Here is a 19,771-nt window from a genome sequence, read left to right on the forward strand (position 1 = left end):
TAAACGAATTATATTACTTAATTCGTTTATAAGGTTTTTAAGTTTATCTAATTAACAAGTTTTTCTCATATGAATAGCATGTACTTACTTATAATACAAAACGTTTTTTATACGTAACAGTACATAAAAGCTGACACTTTACCATATAGAAATTAAATATAAGCTGCTTTAAAAGCTTGTTGGACAGCTTGTACTTCAGATGAATTTTTACCATATAAATTTGTTGCTACACGAATACAACCCTCTTTTAATTCTTTAAAGTCAGAAGTCATATTTAATTCATCTGTATTAACATAATAGAAGATATCAAACATCTTATCTTCTCCAATACCTTGGACATTTACGCCATTATGATTACCACCGCTAGCTATCAGGTAAGCTACCTTATTAATAATACTAGAGTTTGTATGCACGCCACCATGATCGTGATCAGCATCAATAGGTAAATGGTTATAGTGTTTATAATCTTCAGGATATCTAGAAGATATTGATGAGGGATTTTTCATATCTCTAAAAATCCGACCTGATTGTTCTCCCATCGTCCAATTAAATTTCCCATTATTAGCATACTTTTCAACAGCCACACCTAAAATATCAGATAAAGCCTCATTTATTGCACCTGCTTCTCCTGCGTACTCAAGTCCAGATTCATTTCTTGTAACCGCATGTGTAAACTCATGCCCTGCCACATCAAATGCTCTAACAATTGGATCTCCGTATACTAGCATAGCCCCATTACTAAATGCATTAAACCACTGCTTAGGATTGCCTTTATTCGTGCCATTTGTGTTCCAGCCATGAACTACAGAAATTACTTTTTGTCCATTATTATCAAAGCTGTTACGACCATATTTTTCTTGATAAAAATCATATACTTTAGTTGCTAAATAATGTGCACTAACGGCTTTAGGATCTGTAAAATTTGTAGAATTACTTGTAACTAAATCATCCAGATACCCCCATGCATTTCTTTTATAATTGTTATAGTCTTTATAATTAGCAGTATACGTTTCAATTCCCTTACCACGAGAATAATCTGCAAGAATATACGTTCCATCACTTCGTTGTGAAATTCCAAATGTACGATTAATACCTAAATCATCTTTACCTGCGCCTGTTAATTTTGAAGGATCTTGTGATTTATTTGATGTCGCGGATTGGACAATACTACTATCTACTTGTATACCCAATTTTTGAACAATCTCTTTTAAGAGATTTCCATTAAAAGCGTCAATTAATACTGTTCCAGATACATATTCAGGTGTAGATGCACTAAAGTTAATTTGATATGCATTTCTAGCCTTCTTCGTATTCTCATCCACATACACTACTTCTCTAATCTCTGGTTCCTCAATAAATGTGAGATCGTTCCCGTATAGATTGAATATCTGATTCTTTGCATCCTCTTTCGATAGTTTCATAGATTGATTTAGGTCTTCCTGTTGTTGTAACTCCTGAGCACTATCCCCTAAAACACTCGTAAGTACACCCTCATCATTAATATGTGCTGTTAGCTGAAATCCGTATACATCACGACCCTCATATGTTTGCTGCAGACGTACTAATGTTGTACCATCATAAGATTTACGACTTTGCGTTACATTATAATTAACTTTCGATTCCGTATTAATTTGCTTTGATGATAATGCCTGTTCTGTTTTTCCTTTTAATGCATCTTTCGCTACATTTTCAGCCGGCTTTTGAGAAGGTGCTGTTAGATTACCTGCTCGGAATGTATCTTCTTTTGTTTCTACTTTTAAATCCTCTGTTGCCGCATAGGCCCCGCTAAATGGCATAATCGCGGATAACAAAACACCTGTGGTTACTCCAACTCTTACAAAACTTGTCTTATTTTTCATACTCCACCTCTTAAATTGTTATATTTATATAAAATGATTTTTAATTTAGTTTATCTAAACATAATTCGTTGTCTCTACATTTGAGCAACCGATAATGATTAACCTCTTATCTAGCATCCTGCTTCTGGATTCAAATTACCTTCCTTTAAAGATAATGCTTACATCTTTATAAATTATAATAATACCAAAAAACTAAATCTTTTCATTTGAATTTTACGATTTTTTATTACTAGTTAAAGTACCTTCACACTACTGAAGAGTTAGGGCAATTATATTCATCTGATGTAGTACAAATATAACTAAATGTTACTCTCATTTAATCTATCTTATGGTCATTTCATTTAAATCTTTTCTACTTTAGTTTCTGTCATATAGGTACTAAAAACTAAAAATTATCCACATAAACCCAATAAATTTACTTGATCCCTATTTTAACATCGCGCTTATAATCTACTTCTACTCTTATAAGATTATCAAAGTATTCATTGTACTTTTGGGACTTAATATAAAAATCATGTTGCCCTAACTCGACTATTGGTCCCTCCATTGTTACCCTATCTGTTTCAATTGAAGCTGCATTAGCTTTCGTTACTTTTTCTCCTGCTATATTAGCGCATCCAAGAATTATAAAACCAAGTGCTCCAGCTAGGATCAATTTTTTTATATACATTCTCAATCACCTCCGTTGTTATTCTATAAGAATAGATGTATTCAATATCTATTCAATGTAATCATTATAGTTACATTTTTATTTAATTATCAAGAATATATGGTATGCAATTTTACATGTGCACCCGTTATAAAACAATCTAGACATCGCGCTTTCTTAGCTTTATGTTTCTTTATAAATGAGGACAATTTGTTAATCATAAAAGAAAAGTTCCCTGCTTCATGACAGGAAACTTTTCACATACTATTAGCCTAAAAACCTAAGATTCCTACAATCTGACGAGCTTTAGCATTATCTATATAATAATGCATCTCTAATCCCCTTCTTTCTGCACGAAGTACTTTTCCCCTTAATTTTGAAAGATGCTGTGAAACAGTAGATTGTGGGAGTCTTAATATTTCCGTTAATTGCGTAACATTACACATTTTATGATGCATTAATTCATTTACAATTTGTAATCGTACCGGATGTGCCATTACTTTTAAAACATCTACGTCTTCTTCACGGATTTCAGCTAGATCTCTATCAGTTACTACTGTTTTCATTTCGCATTCTCCTTTATTATTAATTTCTATTTTTCTTATTATCCTTATAAATAATACTTATAGATGATTACAATTTGTCCTGTTGAGAAAATATATTCTCTTCTTAAAACAAAAAGGACACCTATCCTGAAAACAGTTTTTTTACATAACTTTGATCTATGATTAACACACTTTGCTAAGCAAAAATACTTCTCCTATCCTTTGTCTAAAGGAAATAAAAAATTCTGCTTTTTGCCTTCCCGTCCTGAAAAATTGATAAGCAGTATCCCCCATCTCACACTCTACAAAATAATCATTTTATTTCTCAACACGAACACCTGGAATTCAAATACCAAAAATGGTAATATGAAGTCACCTTCAGTTGTCAATTGTGTCCCTTTTTGAAAGGCCCTGTCTATAATGACAAGGCCTTTTAAATTTCCCTAACCTAAAATATCCTTTTTATTTCGTTTTTTAGTTAACCCAAATAATATGAACGAATAAAAATTGATTTTATACACAATCTAATTAATAAACTGTGGTATAACGGGTATAGAAATTTAGTTTATTTTTAAATAAAAAGAAGAGTTAATTTTTGATTAACTCTTCTTTTTTGCAATTTCCCGCTCATTACTAGCAATTAATTTACGAAAATGCTCTTCTCTATTTGCTTTTATAAACTTCATCATTTCTATTAGCCCTACTCAAATTAGCTCCTAGACGTAATTTTTTCATAATTCATCAAAATTCTACGCTACATGGTCAATATTTGTTTCTAACCAATTACTTACGTCTTCAATCACAAATAATAAATTCTTCTATCAGTGTAAATCTTCGAAAAGGGTTAATTATTCACCAATATAAATGCGCCAGCCCTTATAATTAGCTGTTTGTCCCATTTTTATTTTATGTCGGCCTTTATCAAATGCATATTCCACATTTACATTTTTGACCAATCTATCAATCTCTTTATCTAGATTTAAATCAGGGTATATCATAGTAACCCACCTTTTCGTCAATTCAATAGATGGTTTATGATTTTCGAAGCTAATAGCAAAATTATTACCGCCCTTTTCATCTATACTCAATGGTCCATACCAATCTTTATTTTCTTTTGCCATTTTAGATGAAGCTAAATGTAGTACAGCACTTGTCTCCCAATACTTTATATCTAGATCATATTTCAAATTTATCTCCTTAATGAGATCCTGCGCCTCTTTAGATATAGATTTACTATACACAGGAACAATATCAACCAACGATTTATCAAAAGTGAAATCATCTGTCACCATGGATCTCGGTATCCCCAACGGCATTACTTCAGGTTGTCCCAGCTTCTCTAACTTACGCATTGCATTATATAGAAACTGTGCATACTGCTCACGAGTTACTATTTTTTTAGGCTCAAATAAATTGTCACCTGTGCCCACAGCAATTTTATTTTCTTGTAGGGCACTAATCGCCTCAGTAGCCCAATAATTTTTTTCCACATCATTAAAAGTAGTAATAGATTGTTGCTTTAAATTAAATGTTTTTTGTAAAATAGCCGCCAATTGTTCACGAGTTAATACATCATTTGGACCAAATTCATTATCCCCATATCCATTCATAAGACCAGAACTGACAACAGCATAAATTTCTTTTTCAAACATAGTACCTTTTACATCTTTAAATTGATCTTCAAACCTATCACCTACAAGTAATGGCTGTAGATACACATATAGCAGACGAGCTGCTTGTCCCCGCGTAATATTATCGCCTAATCCAAACATTCCATTTCCATACCCAGCTATCATTTTTTTATCTTTTAGATGCATAATTGCATCATAAGACCAGTGATTTGCAGGAACATCTTTAAATGTTGTGTCTGCTTGTACATTCGTTAACGATGTTAATGTCGTCGTAGCAAGTGTAGCTCCTATTAAAAGCATTTTTGATAGTTTCATACTTTAATCCCCTTATTTCTATAATTTATTATTACAATTAATTTCATTTGCCTTATATAATTCCTTTCCTAGCATATCAATATTAACATAAAATAATTGTTATATATAAATATATACAATTTAATCATTTCCCTCATGTATTAATAACCTCTGTTCTACTTTCGGAATACCTCTAAAAATAGATTCCGTTGAGCATGTATGTAAAAAATTTGTTGATAGTAAATAAAAGAATTTGATAATAATCCATCATCTGTAATCCCCTCTATACAAAAAATAAGAAGCCTCTTTTTGAGAGACTTCTTATTTTTAATACAAACGACATACATAGGCTAAATATACACAATAAGATTAGGATGCTGAACCTTATTGCAGCTTTATTATAACATATAACCTCTTGTTTTGTTTAATAATTCCAAATTATACAACTTTATCAACAATTGATTGTTTATTTACATACAATGAATGCACAATAAAAAAACAACAAAATATTCACTTATAGAACCAAGGTATGTAAAAACCAGCTACCATCCCATTCATAGTTTTGAAAAGTTGTTCTCCCCTTCTTTAAGAATACTTTAAACTTCGGATAGATTACCTTATATCGACATCTTACGTATGCAGAATTACATATCAAATCTCATTGAAAATCATTCTCGTTGTAACTGTAATGGTTTCAAGAGGTGGTATTTTCACTTCGTTTTCAAATCTCACAATATATTAAAGGAGGAACTAGTATTATGAAAAAAGTAATTTTAGCAGGGGCATTAGGAATTGCAGTACTATCAGGTATGAATTTACCAGGAGTAGAGGCACCAAAAGCGAGTGCGGCAACTACGAACTTAGACATTCAAGAAGTTACAAAATATTACTCTATGAGTTCCTATGAAGTTTCTCAAAAAGAATCATTTAATCTTAGTAAAGGAGAAGAACTTACAGTCTTTGTACAAAATTCCGGGTTCCCAATTTCTTATACAGTCTTTGATGCGGATGATCAAGTAATTGGCACATACAATGCTAATTCACCGTACGGTCGCGTATTCAAAGCACAAAAAGACGGTAATATTTCTGTTCAATTTCAAGCAGGAGTAAATTCTTCTTACATGAAGAAGATGAACTTCACAGCCAAATTTGCAGTGTCTAAATTTAACTAACAGTAAAAATTTTCACTATCCTCTTTAAAGGCAAATTAAAAAGGTATATCCCTTCCATGGGATATACCTTTAACTTTAGTGAATTTTATATTGACCAGATAACTGCTCTTGCGCCATACGAACTAAACGTTTTGTAATTTCTCCACCTACTGAACCATTTGCTCTTGCTGTTGAATCCGGTCCAAGTGTAACACCAAACTCCTGAGCAATTTCATATTTCATTTGTTCAATTGCACTTGCTGCAGCTGCTATTAGGATTTCGTTTGAATTATTATTTTCGCGAATTTGCATTTTTTAAACACCTCCGTTGAATTTGGTAATATCATGCTCCATTTCCAACAAAATATGCAAAAAAAATTATTCGTTTAGCCATTTTACATATATACCTAAGCTTTCACTCTTTATTTGGGAATAATTAAAGGCATAGGTCATACCTATACCTACCCCTTTCCCTATCCTACTTACTTTTGAATTCCCCTATTAACTCCTGTAACTCTTGGGAGAGCCAATTTAAAGAATTCGCCAACTCTGCAATATCTTGTACATACAGTTCTTGTTCTTTCATACTTGTCTCTACATTACTACCGCTATTCACATATGTATTTGCAATGTGTGATAATTCATTTACAATCTGAATAATAGTTTGATTATCTTTTAACATGTCAATTGAATTATTCGAAGTCGCTTTAATTTGATTTGTAACAGATTGTGCAGATTCTGAAATCTTTTCAAAGAAAGCACCACTACTTTGAACAAGTGTTATTCCCGATTCTACTTCCTTTGAACCATTCTGTATGAATCTTACAGCCTCCTCTGTTTCAGTTTGGGTTTCACCAATTAATTTAGCTATATCCCTTGTAGATGCCTCAGTTCTTTCCGCTAATATACGTACCTCATCCGCAACAACTGAAAATCCTTTCCCCATCTCTCCTGCACATGAGGCTTCAGTAGAAGCATTTAAAGCTAATAAATTTATTTTATTTGAAATGGTTGTAATTACAGTAAGAATTTCACTAATTTCCTTAGATCGTGCTTCTAATGCATACATACTAGAAGATACATCTTGAATTGTATCTCGGCTTCTTTTCATTTGATTCACAATTTGCTTAATCAAATCTTTTCCTTGTACAGAATGCTGTTCCACGTCTTCCGAAGCAGTCGCAACTTGTTTTGCAGCTTCTTTAATTTCTTTGATCTTACTTTCCATTTCTTGCACAATTTCTAAACATTTCTGCACTTCATATTCATAAGAATGTATTCCTAAATTTAATCTTGTAGTAGCACTTGCAATTTCTTTAAAGGCTATGCTATTCTCTTTTGTACTTACCGACAATTCCTGTGAGGATGTTGAAACTTGTTCAGCAGTCTGCCTTACTTTATCTATAATCCTATTAAACTTTTTAATAGTGTTATTAAAATAGATATTAGTTATCCCTATATCATCAGGCCCTTCATTCAATTTTATACTTAAATCCCCTTTACCAACTTTACGTAACCCTTCTTGTAAATCCTTTAAAGGCGATAGAGATTTTCGTGAGATGAATATTTGAATTGTAATTGCGATTGTTAATGAAATGATTATAAATAGTAAACCGTGCACTATAAATTCTTTCTTTGTAAGTGGAATAATAGAAGCGTCTATATCCGCTGCAACAATTGCAATTATATTATTATTTTCATCAGTGATAGGCTCTAAAATTGTTACCCATGTACCTAGTACATCTTCATACACTTCTGTCATTTGTGCCTGTTTCGTTTTCATTACTTGGTCGTATGTCTTCTTCCAATGAGTAGGATGCTCATAATAGTCACCTGCTTTTATAGAACCTAGTTTTACCGAAACCGTATCTGCTAATTCTGTATCCAAAGCTACTAATTGTAATTCAGCTTTATCATTTAGCTTGGCCCCTGTAACATATGTTTGTCCGACACTTTTCATATTTTTTATAGCTTTATCTAATTGCCCTGTCAATTTTTCTTTCTTCACTCTTTGTGCTGTGGGATCTTTTGCTACATCTCTTACTAATTCCAAATCTAATTGATTTATTAATGTATCCCCTGTTTCAAAAGACTGCCTTTCAAATATAAACATCATACTATTTTGAAACATGTTAAAACTTAACGCCCCCATACTACCCACAAGCGTCAGAATTAATAATACCGTTAGTAATACATTTTTCTGAAGCAACGATAGCTTATGCCAATATTTCTTCATTGATTTCACCTTTCTTATTTTCAACAATACAAAAACAAAGTAGTAACTCATTAAAAGGTTCTATTTCTGTTATTAACTTAAACATTAAAATAGCATACTTGTCATTCAATCAAATGTTCCAATTTTTTTGTTTGATAGAATTTCTTTCCTTGTATACTGATAGTTTCACTATATTTAAAGTTATAATTTAACGAATCTAAGCATTTATGTATTTAAATCCCAAAGCATCATGCCATTGTAATGAGCATTACAATACAGCTAATTTACAACAATCTTATATATATCTCCACTAAAGTAATAATAGTTATGAAACCTATAATTAATAGTACTAAAGCTTATTTTCTTCTTTTTGAAGCCCATTCTAACCTATTGTACAAATAACAGTTTTCCCATTTGCAATCTCATCTTTTATATATCCAGCTGATTTTGGAAATCTATTAGTATGAAGACGTTAACCTTCTACTACTTTACCTTTTCCATTTGTACTGATACCTTCTAGATCATTTATGTTAAGAGGTAGTTTTAAACAAAGACAAGAATTCCTAAGCCCTTATCTTTGGTTATCTTTATCTTGCACAACAAAAACAAACCGAACGGTTCCGTTCAGTTTCCTATTTTATAACTTTTTTCCTTATTTTTCTATAAGATTTTAATATCTACTTGTACAAAGTTAGCCTAAACCCTTTTAGCCTAATCCAATATATTTCTTCAATTATCTTAAAGTCATATGAAATAGCAAAATTAGTAAATTCTTATTACGAAACTTATGTATTAATAAATACTAAAGGACATACTCCTAAAATATAAGCCATGGATTTAATTACATTACGATTTTCATTAGTAATAAACGTACACATGTTAAACAAAAAAGACTCAATTATTTATATCTCATTCCTTTTTTTAATATAAATCGACTACTTTTTTCTTATATTCTACATCGTCAATGACTCTAATTTTACCCATAGAAAAATCCCCTCCATAGTAATTAGGTTAATGTGTTTTCTTTTTCCTATCTACTATGAGGGGAGTATAGCATACTAAAGGTAGCTTCTTTTTTGTAAAAGATCTAAGATTCTAGTGCAGTAATTAATTTCTGACGTTCTTTATCTCTAAAAATCTTAATTTCATGTTTAAACTCATAATTTCCTGCTTCAAATCTAACCCATTCCTTACTTGTCCAATATACAACATCTACATTTGCATCTAAAATTACAGAACATATGTCTACTAATTCTTCCTCGTAAAATGGCGCTTCTTTCGCTAGTTCAAAAGCTAGTACTTTTGGATCCTTACTTTTAATTTGAAGTTCCCTTGAAGTTTGCCCTAAATACTGCCATGGAGATTGTAGAGATTGCACATGAGAATTTTGAGTTTCTTTAAGCTGTGATGAAGAATGTATTGTTGCAGCAAATGTAGGTTTACTCACTCCTATCGTTACGCCTAAAGCAATGGAACCAATAATAAGTTTTTTTATCATTTTTTCAGCCCCTTTAATTATTTTGGATATGCTTCATTTTTATACTACGTTTGTGTTTGTGTAAATGAAGATGATTTGACATGATTCATCATTTTTCTCAAAAACCGTATATTAATTAACTGCTGTAAATTTACCGAAAACAAAAAAAGTTTCCATAAGGAAACTTTTTTGTTTTCGGTATACATTATATGTATAAAAATTAGTTTTACAAATAGTTACTTATTTGTTGATAAAATTATATATGGATATTGCTCCTACTATTATCTACATACATTTCATGCAAAGATTCACATCTACATGAACAAATTCATCTTATGACCGCTTTTCTTTTTACGAAATTAAGTAAATGTTTCTATAGCTTGTATAAATTACTTTCCTTCTCAGCTCTATTCTTTTGTTCTTCCGCCTAAAATTCCAATATCCCCATTACTTCTTTCGTAAATAGTTTAAAATCAGTTAAATGTTTTTCAATAATTTGACGAACAATATCTAAATTTACACTTTGATAATCATGAACAGCAATATTACGAAATCCAACCATCGCCTTTAACTTATTTGCTAGATCAGCGCTAAGTAATCCTGCTGTAACCAATAAATCAAAGGCCTCTCGACTAGATTGGGGTAGTCCTAATTTTTTACCTGCAACAATATGCATTGCTAAATCAATACTCGCTTCACAAGCTCTTTGTATGTTCAATATTATTGAATCTTGTTTTGTAAAATCTTCTAAATTTTCAGGGGCATTTCCATACACATCTTGGATTCTTTTTATACAACGCTCTACTGTAGAAATTTTATTTAAAATAACCTCATTCTTCATATATAGAACCTCTTTTCTTTATATCCTCAAATACTATCTGTCGTTCTTCATTCAATTTTGAATACATTTTTAAGGTTTTCATTTCAAAAATGACCTTACGTCTTTCATCCGAACAAAATATTGTCTTTCCTGTATGTATAATCTGAGCTTGAAAAACTGTAGAAGCTTCGGATAAATCAACTAAATCAACATCTTTATGAACAATGTTAGCTAACTCCTGTGCTAATAAAAAACGTTCATAGTTCCCTAAAGTTGTGTCACTTAAATAAGCTATATCAATATCACTATCTTCTCGTTCTCTGTTCTCAGCCGTTGATCCAAACACAATTATCCAATAGGGATTCACCGTCTCTTGTAATTTTTCTATAATAGCTGTTATCATGCTTTGAAAAATCATTTAATTAATCCCCCTTATTGTACTTGAATTTTATTATATCATAACCAATCATAAATCCTTTAAACGACTACAAATCCTTAAACAAAATTAAGACTTTTTAGTACTTAACTCCTTACAAAATTAGAAGCTTATTTCTGACCTAAAATTATTATAATTCAGGAGTAGGTATATTGTAGCTTTGGTTCTTAAATAATTGTTAATAATCCCACACTTCGCCTGTTAAATGCCTTTTATATTTTCGTCCTACAAAAGCAAAAGACTGACAATAACTGTCAGCCTCTTACTTTTGCAACTCTAAAGAACTTTAGCCTATTTCAATATACACTCTAATAATTTGAGGATATATTGCTCTAACAAAGACTTATATATATTAATCCACTTTTAATTTTTCTTTCACCTTTGTAGGGAGTTCGTCTTTCTTAACCTCTTCCCAAGATTTCACACCTTTTTTCTCAGAGTAATATATACGTAAAAACGCTTCTTTACGAAGGTTTTTTAACGCTGTAAACTCCATTTCTTTCTCTTTACCATCCTTATCAAATCCAGATAATTTATATTCGTAAGTCGTATCCCCGTTTACATTTTTCTCTTTTAATTTTTCACCATCCTTGGTAATTTGCACATAATATGTATCTGTACCAAGACGGTTTAGGTTACAACCCGTTAATAATACTGTAAAGAAAACAAAAACACTACACATAAGCATAATTCGTTTCATATTATTCACCTCATATCTTTTCTCACAAAAATTATATCCTAATCTATTGGTTGCCAAAATTCATTTTCCTTACGCTAACATTACGTTTTTGTAAGGTAGTAAAAATAGCATAATTAAAAGGATATGAATTCATATTTCTATTGAATTCATATCCTTTGTTCTTATTGAGTAAACTATTTTGCCTCATTCTAAATAGGCGATATTTCTATTATTCTGGGAAAATGAAGTTAGAGTTTCCTTCACTATTATCGGAATCCTCTTTCGGGAACATCATAGTAGAACCTTCATTCCCTTTATTTATTTCTTGCTCCTCAGGAAATACAATGGAAGAATCATTACCTAAGTTTGGTGAAAAACCAAGTTTAGATAAAATGGCTTTTAAGTCAGGTAAAACACCAATTTTATCATTAATTGGATCATTAGATTTCGTTCCGGTACTAGAATCACTTAAAATATCCCTAAGCTGGCTTGGTGTAAATACTTTTCCCTGATTATTTTTTGCAATTCCTTGAATTGATGCAGCAGCACCAGCAATAATAGGTGATGCGCTAGATGTTCCACTAAAGCTAGAAGTATATAGATTTGTTGTAAATTCACTTGGTTTAGCATCTGTTGTATCTACTGCATTCCCCCATCCATACACATCTACTCTACTACCATAATTAGAGAAATATGAACGCTTATGAGGAACTCTTGCAGAAGCTGCCCCAACCATAATTGCCCCTGAATCTTTAAAATCAGGACTATTACGATTTAAGACTTGTTTACCATTACGGTCCCTAAATTGATCTAAATCATTTCCACCGTTTGAACCTGCTTCAATAATAATAATTCCCTTATTTGTTCCTATACGAATTGCATCAAATATATCCGGTTTTACTTCTACTGGAAGATAGTTCTTATCTCCATATCCATCATAAGTAGCTTGGGCTTCTAATAAAAGGATATCTCCAGCTTGCATATTGTTAACTGCACTTAAGATAGCATCAGCTGTATTGTACCTACCATTATCTCTAATCTGAGATACAACCTTTACCTTAGCTTTTGGTGCAATCCCAATTCCACCTATGTTATTATCTTCTGCCGAAACAATCCCTAAGACTGAGGTACCGTGATCATGGTGTTCACTCTTATTCTGTCCGGATATCAATTCAATTTTTTGATTCACTAAATCCTCATGACTAAATAACCAGCCATACTCCATGTCTACAAAAGTAGTTCCTTTTCCATCCCCACCTTTTATGCTCCAGGCATAAGGTGCATTAATTCCTAATGGTGCTGGTTCAAGGTAACCTTGTCTTGTAAGTCTAGGTTCATCATATGGATTAACAGATAAATTTGGTAAATGCTCTTCTGGTGGCGCCTCTTCTTCCTGTAAATACGCCGTTTCAACAAGAGATGATTTTTCAATTTTTGTAAGTAATGCTTGTACATCAATATTATCTTGAGTTTCTACAATATAATAGTTTAGCAAATTAGAAGAAATATGATCGGAATCTTTTATTTCTTTACCTAGATTTTTAATTTCTTTAGGATTTAAAGAATTAAAAAGTCGATTTATAGTTACATTTGGGTATTCAGCTAAAATTCTAATTAATTCAGGATCTTGTTTTTCTTCTTTAATGAATTTTTCTATTCCATCCTGATATGGTAAATTTGCTTCATTTTTAAATTTCAAAATTAATTGTTTAGTAACTTGCTTATGTACGGTAGAATTCAATTGCTTATTTGAATAATTGTAAGTAGCTGCGTAGGCAACTTCTGACTTTTCACTTGGAAGTATACCGCCTATTCCATTAAATGCTGTTAATGCAATTGAAGAAACTAGAATTCCCTTAAAAATTTTCAAAACGTGCACCTCTTTTAATTGATATATGATTATAAAACCTATAGATTATTTAACTTCTTTTTTATGCAAACTTCTTATATATCGGATTATATTTTCAACCCCATTCATTATTTAATACTTGTTTATACATCGTTAATACAACTAATTCATACCGACAATTTTATTAATTAAGTCGCATGACTGTAACCATTATAGTTACAACTTTGCGAAATAGTCAACCTTAAATGCAATTTTGCATGTAAAACCATACATACTTCTATCAACTTACTCCTAATTATTTTAAGAAAAGTTGAGATTCTATCATTTTGAGTAATTGCATATATGTAATATAAAACATATAAGGGGGTTAAAACGTGGTAATCTCAAGACAAGATTCATGGACTGATGATAACGATTTACTTCTCGCATCAACAGTACTTCAATATATTCATAACGGGGGAACACAATTAGCTGCATTCAAAGATGTCGCAAAACTTCTAGCTAGAACACCTTCTGCTTGCGGATTCCGTTGGAATTCATACGTGCGAAAAAAATACGAAAAAGAAATACAACAAGCAAAAAAAGTGCGAAAAGTGGGAAACAACATTCCCCTCTCCCCACCAGAAAAAGAAACAAACTCTTTGTCTATTACATTAGATGACATTATTCTCTTTCTACAAAATTATAAAGATGTGAATGAATTGACAAATTTACAAAATCAAATTGAAGATTTAGAAGCAGAGAATCAATCCCTTCTTCAACGTTTAACTATGTATGAAGAAGAGTATCGTATGTTACTGAACCATATCGATAAGACAAGAAGTTTAATTGTAGTGGATTAAACAGCATAACTATTTCGAGTTTAAAATAGGACCTTACCCTCCAAAATCACTACTTATAAGGAAAATTCAGACTATTATAATTGGTAATAAGTAAAATACACATACATAATGTATGTGTATTTTTAATTTGACTATTATTAAGAGAAATACTTAGTCTATGTTACATCTTTTCTAATATTTCTTGTCTTTCACACCATTTTGTTAGCTTTTCTAATGCTTTTTTAGATAAACGCTTTGTTTTATGATTACAAAATCTCGATAATGTAGACGGAGAAATACTAATTTCATCTGCTATTTCACGAATGCTTACCTTTTTTTCATTGTGTACTTTCAGTATTTGGTCACGAATCTTTTTCTCTATTTGCTCAACCGATTCTACAGTCTTCTTTATCTCTTTAACAACTGTTACTTCAGGTAATTGTTCTTGAGGTTCTTCTATGCTCTTCTTTCCAATTCCCCTATCCATTGATTCCAGCATTTCCTCAGGAGGTAAAATCGTTATTCCTAAGTTAGCGTAATAATTTTTAAACCAGTTACGTTTCCCAATTTGTTGTTCATCCAGCGGATCACTATACTCCCAATGAGAGATTACTTTCTCATTTTCCAAATCCATTAGAACATTTTCTAGCTGTTCCTTAATACGATTCGGCTTCCAATCTTTTGGAATGTCCATTACTGCTAGCAGTCCTTTGTCCCCACCTATAGAATATGGCTTTTTCAATGATGAATACATTTGCCTAATTCTCCATTGCCACGTTAAATATCGAATTAACCTTTTATGATATTTATGTCTATAACTATTATATTCAAGTGCTTTTTTAGACAATAAGGCCGTTGTATTATTTGATCCATATAAGTAATTAGTTAAAAAGCTGCCGGGCTTAATACGACAAGACTCAATACCCATATACTCATTTGTAACACTATGTCTCCACAATACAACCGAATCTAATACGAATAATCGTTTAACAACCTCACGCTTTAATTCTAGTCGTTCTCCTTCATCATCGCGGTCATTTAATACTACAACCTCATTTTCATCATTTAAATAGATAAAAATACTTGCTAAGGCCGCAATTCTTTTTGCTATTTTAATTTTATCTTCAGCTCGATAATATTCTTTATTTTTAACGACTGTCTTTGGAATGTTACACATTTCTAAAACTTGCTCATATGAAAAATCAATAAACTCATCTGGAGATTTTGCTTCGTTGATCCACTGTATAGTAATTGCATCTAAACAATCTGCCGTTAAATCATCCATATTACTCATTACATCATCAACAAGGGTATTCCATCGGGCAGCTTCTTCAATATTTGTAAGTCTTAAATCCTCGTCTTTATGTGAAGAAAGTTGAGCCATCCCATTAGAAGATTTCGTTTCAATAGGATATTGTAAAACTTTGGTATTGTCATCCTCTTCAAATTGATTCTTTGCAATTCCATCTCTTAATTTATAATAAACAGCAGAGTTATTTACCTCGTAATAATCCTCATGGTTCACTATATTTGTCTGATCTATATTTTGATCATTTTCTAATATTTTGGAATTTGAAGGTGCTACATTTTGAAATTCTTTGTCTATAAATCCTTCAATTTCTTTATATATTTCTTCCTTATAGGAATCAATTTTGGCATAAATTTGTACTAATGTAGTACCGGATTCTTGCTTTTTTTCTAGCCAAGACACTAATGCAGTAAATGATGAGGAAGCATGAGGTGAGGTTAATACTTTATTATTATTGTTTTCAACATCTTTAAAGTATGCATTCCACTTATTCCATACTAGCTCATTCGTTTTATAAATTGGCTCAGAGATTAACAAGGCATCTCGAAACATTTGTAATAAGTTATCCACTTTATATTCCTCCCTAAACCATGGATCACAACAAAGTAGTTTTCATCATAAAAATATTTACTACTATTATATTTAATTTATTGTAACAGATATTTATAAAGTTTGCGCTTTGCTTTCCTTTACCCTATAACTTGCAACATCTTTGCTCTTTCCTTTACCTTTTCTTCTTTACTTGCATTCCTTTTGCGCTTTGCTTTCCTTAACTCTTCAACTTGCAACACGTTTGCTCTTTCTCTTACCTATTTCTCCTTACTTACATTCTTTTTGCACTTTGCTTTCCTTAACTTTTTAACTTGCAACAGGTTGCTCTTTCTCTTACCTATCTCTCCTTACTTACATTCCTTTTGCGCTTTGCTTTCCTTAACTCTTCAACTTGCAACAGGTTGCTCTTTCTTTTACCTTTTTTTCTTTACTTGCATTCCTTTTGCGCTTTGCTTTCCTTAATTCTTCAACTGGCAACATCTCTGCTCTTTCTTTTACCTTTTTTTCTTTACTTGCATTCCTTTTGCGCTTTGCTTTCCTTAACTCTTCAACTTGCAACAGGTTGCTCTTTCTCTTACCTATCTCTCCTTACTTACATTCCTTTGCACTTTATTTTCCTTATTTTTCTCAACTTGCAACAGGTTGCTCTTCCTATTCCCTACTTCCCCTTACTTACATTCCTTTGCGCTTTGTTTGCCTCAACCCTTTAATTTGCAACATCGTTGCTCTTTTTCTTCCCTATTCCACTTTACTTGCATTCCTTTTGCGCTTTGCTTTCCTTAACTCTTCAACTTGCAACAGGTTGCTCTTTTTCTTCCCTATTCCACTTTACTTGCATTCCTTTTGCGCTTTGCTTTCCTTAACTCTTCAACTTGCAACAGGTTGCTCTTTCTCTTACCTATCTCTCCTTACTTACATTCCTTTTGCGCTTTATTTTCCTTATTTTTCTCAACTTGCAACACGTTTGCGGTATCCTTGCCCTATTTCTTTCAACTTGCAACAGTATAATTTATTTCTCAACCAAGTAATTTTTAAAAAATCATGTCATTTTAAAGTTTTTAAGCTATTTTTCTCATATTTTGAATAAGTTACATACATAAAATGCAACATATTTGCGGTATCCTTTCCCTAACTTCCCTACCATTTTCACTCTAATCCTTTATATACCAAGGGTTTAGGCACGTTTCCACTTACTTTTATACCTATCACCCAACTTGCAACACGTTTGCGGTATGCATGCCCTTATTTTTTACACAAGATGCAACACTGTTTGCGGTATCCTTTCCCTACTTTCAATCTCCAAATGCCAACAAGTCCTTTTATATCAAGGATAATTATTACAATTCATTTTTAATGATTGCGTTCACCAACTTGCAACATGTTTGCGGTATCCTTTCCCTAACTTCCCTACCATTTTCACTCTAATCCTTTATATACCAGGAGTTTAGGTACCTTTCCACTTACTTTTATATCTATCACCCAACTTGCAACACGTTTGCGGTATCCTTAACACAAAAAAAAATCATGAAATTCTCTTATCCCTTGATACAACTAGCTTCATAAACTGTTGCAAGTTGCTCTTTTTCTTCTTAAAGGAGCAACTTTCACCAATTTTCGATTTGCTATAATCAAAATTGGTATATTTTATAGTATTCTGGCATACATTTCGAATTTTGCAGAACGGAGGTGAAAAAGATGGGGAAATCATTTATTATTCAAAATCAACGTAGCTTAAATGGAGAAAAGACAAACGCAGTTTTAGTCACACTAAAATCTTGGCAAAAGTTTGTGGAAACATTTGAGGAGAAATACTACAGCTATAAAGATACATATTTAGAAGATATTCTGCAGCACATGACATACGAAGAGCGTATTGCTGACGTAGAAGGATTTGTCGAAAAAGCCAAGCCATCTTTTTCACGTCGCGCAATGTCTGCAATTGCAGAAAAAACCGGAAGAAAACATAAATTATACGGTATTACGAATGCAGATCTTGAAGTATTCTTGTACCTACATAAAAAATGCTATACAAATGGCGTCATTCCAAATGTAACAATACATATGATGTGGGAAGATTACAAGCAATATAAAGAAGAATTTGCTTATATCCAACACTCTCAATTCTATATCGCATTAAAGAAATTAAACTTACATAACATTATCTCCATTGAAAATGGAGTAGATGGACGTTATACAATCAAACTCACTCATTTTATGAATGAGGAAACAGAAAAAGCAAATCCATACGTATATATTAGTCCTGTTGTATTTACAAAGGCTTTCTTTAAGCTATCTGTAGCAGCTAAAAAACTATTCTTAGACATTGCTATGCAACAACATACAGAAACAACGTTAAAACGTTCTTTGGACAAGCAGGATGAAAGAGGCAACAAAACTCACTTTGGTGGGATGTATCGTTTCTTACATAAAAAATATCCGCACCAAATTCACGCGGTTATCGAAGAATTAACAACTGCATTACCATGTACGGGTAATCCCCTATTCAAAATTTGTAAAATGCAAAAAGGTGTAAAACATACAAAGCGATATACAACCTTATATCTATCTATCCATTCGGATTTCTTATGTACGAAAGAATCTGGAGAACAACAACACAGGGATCCATTTACACCAAAAGCTACATATGCTCGAAAAGCGAAATTTATCGAAGCAGTTCTACAAGAAATGAATATCGGTGAACTATCTTCAGACATGAATAAGTTCATTCATGTATTAAAGCATACTTGTCATCGTCAAATTCGCAGTGTCATTCGTGGGCTTCGTGATATGGTTGATCGAAAAGAAGGATATCCAACGAAAATTGTATATACATTGAAAAAACTATTGCATCAAACATCTCAATATCAAATTCTTGATACAGCAGCGAAAGAAGGTATCTACCCTCTTATTACGCAGAACATACCAAAAGAGAGAAATAGTGACCGTGAGCAAGCTGTCTTTAATTTTGGTCTACATTATTCTATGTACTCTCTTCATAACATTAAAAAGATGTTTAAAAATGTGCATGCACTACTGAAGCAGAAATTTGCGGTACCAGTGACGGAAGAGTCTTATCACCGTAATTATCTAAAATACCAGGAAGAAACATTATTTAGAAAATATGCATATGATCAGGGTGTAAATCTCCATGCATATATCGCTTTAGAAATTGAAATGCGTGAAAAACTAAAAGTTCGTGGGCATAAAGAACGCACGATTCCAAGTGATATGCGTGAATGGTTTATCGAGGCAATTGATAAACTGCCACAAGAAAAACTTCGTGTCATTGAGCTACCAAAGCAGTTTAATTTGCTAGAGTTTATGCGTACCTTCGAACGTTTAGTACGTGCTGGTGTAACAATAACAGATCCTGATCAGGTGCTAACCGCAATAGAAATAAAATAAAAGTAACAAGCTCTCTATTTTTGAAAAAATTGAAAGTAGAGGGCTATTCGTGTTTGTTTCATTAATCCCCTTTCCCCAC

At 32.1% G+C, this 19,771-nt stretch carries 16 protein-coding genes; 3 read left to right on the forward strand and 13 right to left on the reverse strand.

What is annotated here, in order from left to right; genetic code table 11:
- Positions 1-152 precede the first annotated feature (152 nt).
- From ACUN28_RS28280 to ACUN28_RS28295, 4 genes are all read right to left on the reverse strand, one after another.
- On the reverse strand, positions 153-1,859 hold the full coding sequence (locus tag ACUN28_RS28280) for a M4 family metallopeptidase (RefSeq protein WP_445423448.1): 1,707 nt from the start codon (positions 1,857-1,859) through the stop codon (positions 153-155).
- Positions 1,860-2,274: 415 nt separating this feature from the next.
- Positions 2,275-2,529 (reverse strand): hypothetical protein, encoded by a 255-nt coding sequence (locus tag ACUN28_RS28285; RefSeq protein WP_445423449.1) that lies wholly within the window; start codon positions 2,527-2,529, stop codon positions 2,275-2,277.
- A gap of 251 nt (positions 2,530-2,780) precedes the next feature.
- Positions 2,781-3,074 (reverse strand): ArsR/SmtB family transcription factor, encoded by a 294-nt coding sequence (locus ACUN28_RS28290; protein WP_097864216.1) that lies wholly within the window; start codon positions 3,072-3,074, stop codon positions 2,781-2,783.
- A gap of 827 nt (positions 3,075-3,901) precedes the next feature.
- The gene (locus ACUN28_RS28295; RefSeq protein ID WP_445423450.1) at positions 3,902-4,999 is read right to left on the reverse strand and encodes an S-layer homology domain-containing protein; all 1,098 of its coding nucleotides are present in this window, start codon (positions 4,997-4,999) and stop codon (positions 3,902-3,904) included.
- A gap of 737 nt (positions 5,000-5,736) precedes the next feature.
- Between ACUN28_RS28295 and ACUN28_RS28300 the strand changes: the two genes are divergently transcribed.
- Complete coding sequence (locus tag ACUN28_RS28300) at positions 5,737-6,150, forward strand: hypothetical protein (protein WP_016089839.1); 414 nt, start codon at positions 5,737-5,739, stop codon at positions 6,148-6,150.
- Between the two features lie 75 nt (positions 6,151-6,225).
- Here the strand turns inward: ACUN28_RS28300 and ACUN28_RS28305 are convergent, their stop codons facing one another.
- The 7 genes from ACUN28_RS28305 to ACUN28_RS28335 form a co-directional block, all read right to left on the reverse strand.
- Positions 6,226-6,441, reverse strand: coding sequence for an alpha/beta-type small acid-soluble spore protein (locus ACUN28_RS28305; RefSeq protein WP_001167047.1), 216 nt, complete (start codon positions 6,439-6,441; stop codon positions 6,226-6,228).
- A gap of 166 nt (positions 6,442-6,607) precedes the next feature.
- Positions 6,608-8,365 carry a methyl-accepting chemotaxis protein gene (locus tag ACUN28_RS28310; RefSeq protein ID WP_016089838.1) on the reverse strand — a complete coding sequence of 586 codons (1,758 nt, stop codon included), beginning with the start codon at positions 8,363-8,365 and terminating at the stop codon, positions 6,608-6,610.
- Between the two features lie 1,066 nt (positions 8,366-9,431).
- Positions 9,432-9,842, reverse strand: a complete 411-nt coding sequence (locus ACUN28_RS28315; protein ID WP_016089837.1) for a hypothetical protein — start codon at positions 9,840-9,842, stop codon at positions 9,432-9,434.
- A 406-nt stretch (positions 9,843-10,248) separates the two neighbouring features.
- On the reverse strand, positions 10,249-10,662 hold the full coding sequence (gene hepT, locus ACUN28_RS28320; protein WP_016089836.1) for a type VII toxin-antitoxin system HepT family RNase toxin: 414 nt from the start codon (positions 10,660-10,662) through the stop codon (positions 10,249-10,251).
- Positions 10,652-11,059 (reverse strand): type VII toxin-antitoxin system MntA family adenylyltransferase antitoxin, encoded by a 408-nt coding sequence (mntA, locus tag ACUN28_RS28325; protein ID WP_016089835.1) that lies wholly within the window; start codon positions 11,057-11,059, stop codon positions 10,652-10,654. The genes hepT and mntA overlap by 11 nt, the downstream gene beginning before the upstream one ends.
- 370 nt (positions 11,060-11,429) lie before the next feature.
- Entirely contained in the window at positions 11,430-11,777 is a 348-nt protein-coding gene (locus tag ACUN28_RS28330) for a YxeA family protein (protein ID WP_016089834.1), read from the reverse strand.
- 208 nt (positions 11,778-11,985) lie between these two features.
- Positions 11,986-13,626, reverse strand: coding sequence for a S8 family peptidase (locus tag ACUN28_RS28335; protein WP_016089833.1), 1,641 nt, complete (start codon positions 13,624-13,626; stop codon positions 11,986-11,988).
- A gap of 353 nt (positions 13,627-13,979) precedes the next feature.
- Between ACUN28_RS28335 and ACUN28_RS28340 the strand changes: the two genes are divergently transcribed.
- Positions 13,980-14,447: an RsfA family transcriptional regulator gene (locus ACUN28_RS28340; protein WP_016089832.1), complete on the forward strand. Its 468-nt coding sequence runs from the start codon at positions 13,980-13,982 to the stop codon at positions 14,445-14,447.
- A 160-nt stretch (positions 14,448-14,607) separates the two neighbouring features.
- Here ACUN28_RS28340 and ACUN28_RS28345 read toward each other — a convergent pair whose 3' ends face one another.
- Entirely contained in the window at positions 14,608-16,305 is a 1,698-nt protein-coding gene (locus tag ACUN28_RS28345; protein ID WP_016089831.1) for a helix-turn-helix domain-containing protein, read from the reverse strand.
- Positions 16,306-16,665: 360 nt separating this feature from the next.
- Positions 16,666-16,845 (reverse strand): hypothetical protein, encoded by a 180-nt coding sequence (locus tag ACUN28_RS28350; protein WP_445423451.1) that lies wholly within the window; start codon positions 16,843-16,845, stop codon positions 16,666-16,668.
- Between the two features lie 1,137 nt (positions 16,846-17,982).
- Between ACUN28_RS28350 and ACUN28_RS28355 the strand changes: the two genes are divergently transcribed.
- The gene (locus tag ACUN28_RS28355; protein ID WP_016089830.1) at positions 17,983-19,692 is read left to right on the forward strand and encodes a hypothetical protein; all 1,710 of its coding nucleotides are present in this window, start codon (positions 17,983-17,985) and stop codon (positions 19,690-19,692) included.
- Positions 19,693-19,771: the final 79 nt, after the last annotated feature.

This window comes from Bacillus sp. WC2507 (genome assembly GCF_052656125.1).

Bases quoted from the DNA above. Each gene is read 5' to 3' on its own strand.
- ACUN28_RS28280 (WP_445423448.1), bottom strand. From the start codon at position 1,859: ATGAAAAATAAGACAAGTTTTGTAAGAGTTGGAGTAACCACAGGTGTT.
- hepT (WP_016089836.1), bottom strand. From the start codon at position 10,662: ATGAAGAATGAGGTTATTTTAAATAAAATTTCTACAGTAGAGCGTTGT.
- ACUN28_RS28290 (WP_097864216.1), bottom strand. From the start codon at position 3,074: ATGAAAACAGTAGTAACTGATAGAGATCTAGCTGAAATCCGTGAAGAA.
- mntA (WP_016089835.1), bottom strand. From the start codon at position 11,059: ATGATTTTTCAAAGCATGATAACAGCTATTATAGAAAAATTACAAGAG.
- ACUN28_RS28305 (WP_001167047.1), bottom strand. From the start codon at position 6,441: ATGCAAATTCGCGAAAATAATAATTCAAACGAAATCCTAATAGCAGCT.
- ACUN28_RS28355 (WP_016089830.1), top strand. From the start codon at position 17,983: ATGGGGAAATCATTTATTATTCAAAATCAACGTAGCTTAAATGGAGAA.
- ACUN28_RS28285 (WP_445423449.1), bottom strand. From the start codon at position 2,529: ATGTATATAAAAAAATTGATCCTAGCTGGAGCACTTGGTTTTATAATT.
- ACUN28_RS28295 (WP_445423450.1), bottom strand. From the start codon at position 4,999: ATGAAACTATCAAAAATGCTTTTAATAGGAGCTACACTTGCTACGACG.
- ACUN28_RS28310 (WP_016089838.1), bottom strand. From the start codon at position 8,365: ATGAAGAAATATTGGCATAAGCTATCGTTGCTTCAGAAAAATGTATTA.
- ACUN28_RS28300 (WP_016089839.1), top strand. From the start codon at position 5,737: ATGAAAAAAGTAATTTTAGCAGGGGCATTAGGAATTGCAGTACTATCA.
- ACUN28_RS28330 (WP_016089834.1), bottom strand. From the start codon at position 11,777: ATGAAACGAATTATGCTTATGTGTAGTGTTTTTGTTTTCTTTACAGTA.
- ACUN28_RS28315 (WP_016089837.1), bottom strand. From the start codon at position 9,842: ATGATAAAAAAACTTATTATTGGTTCCATTGCTTTAGGCGTAACGATA.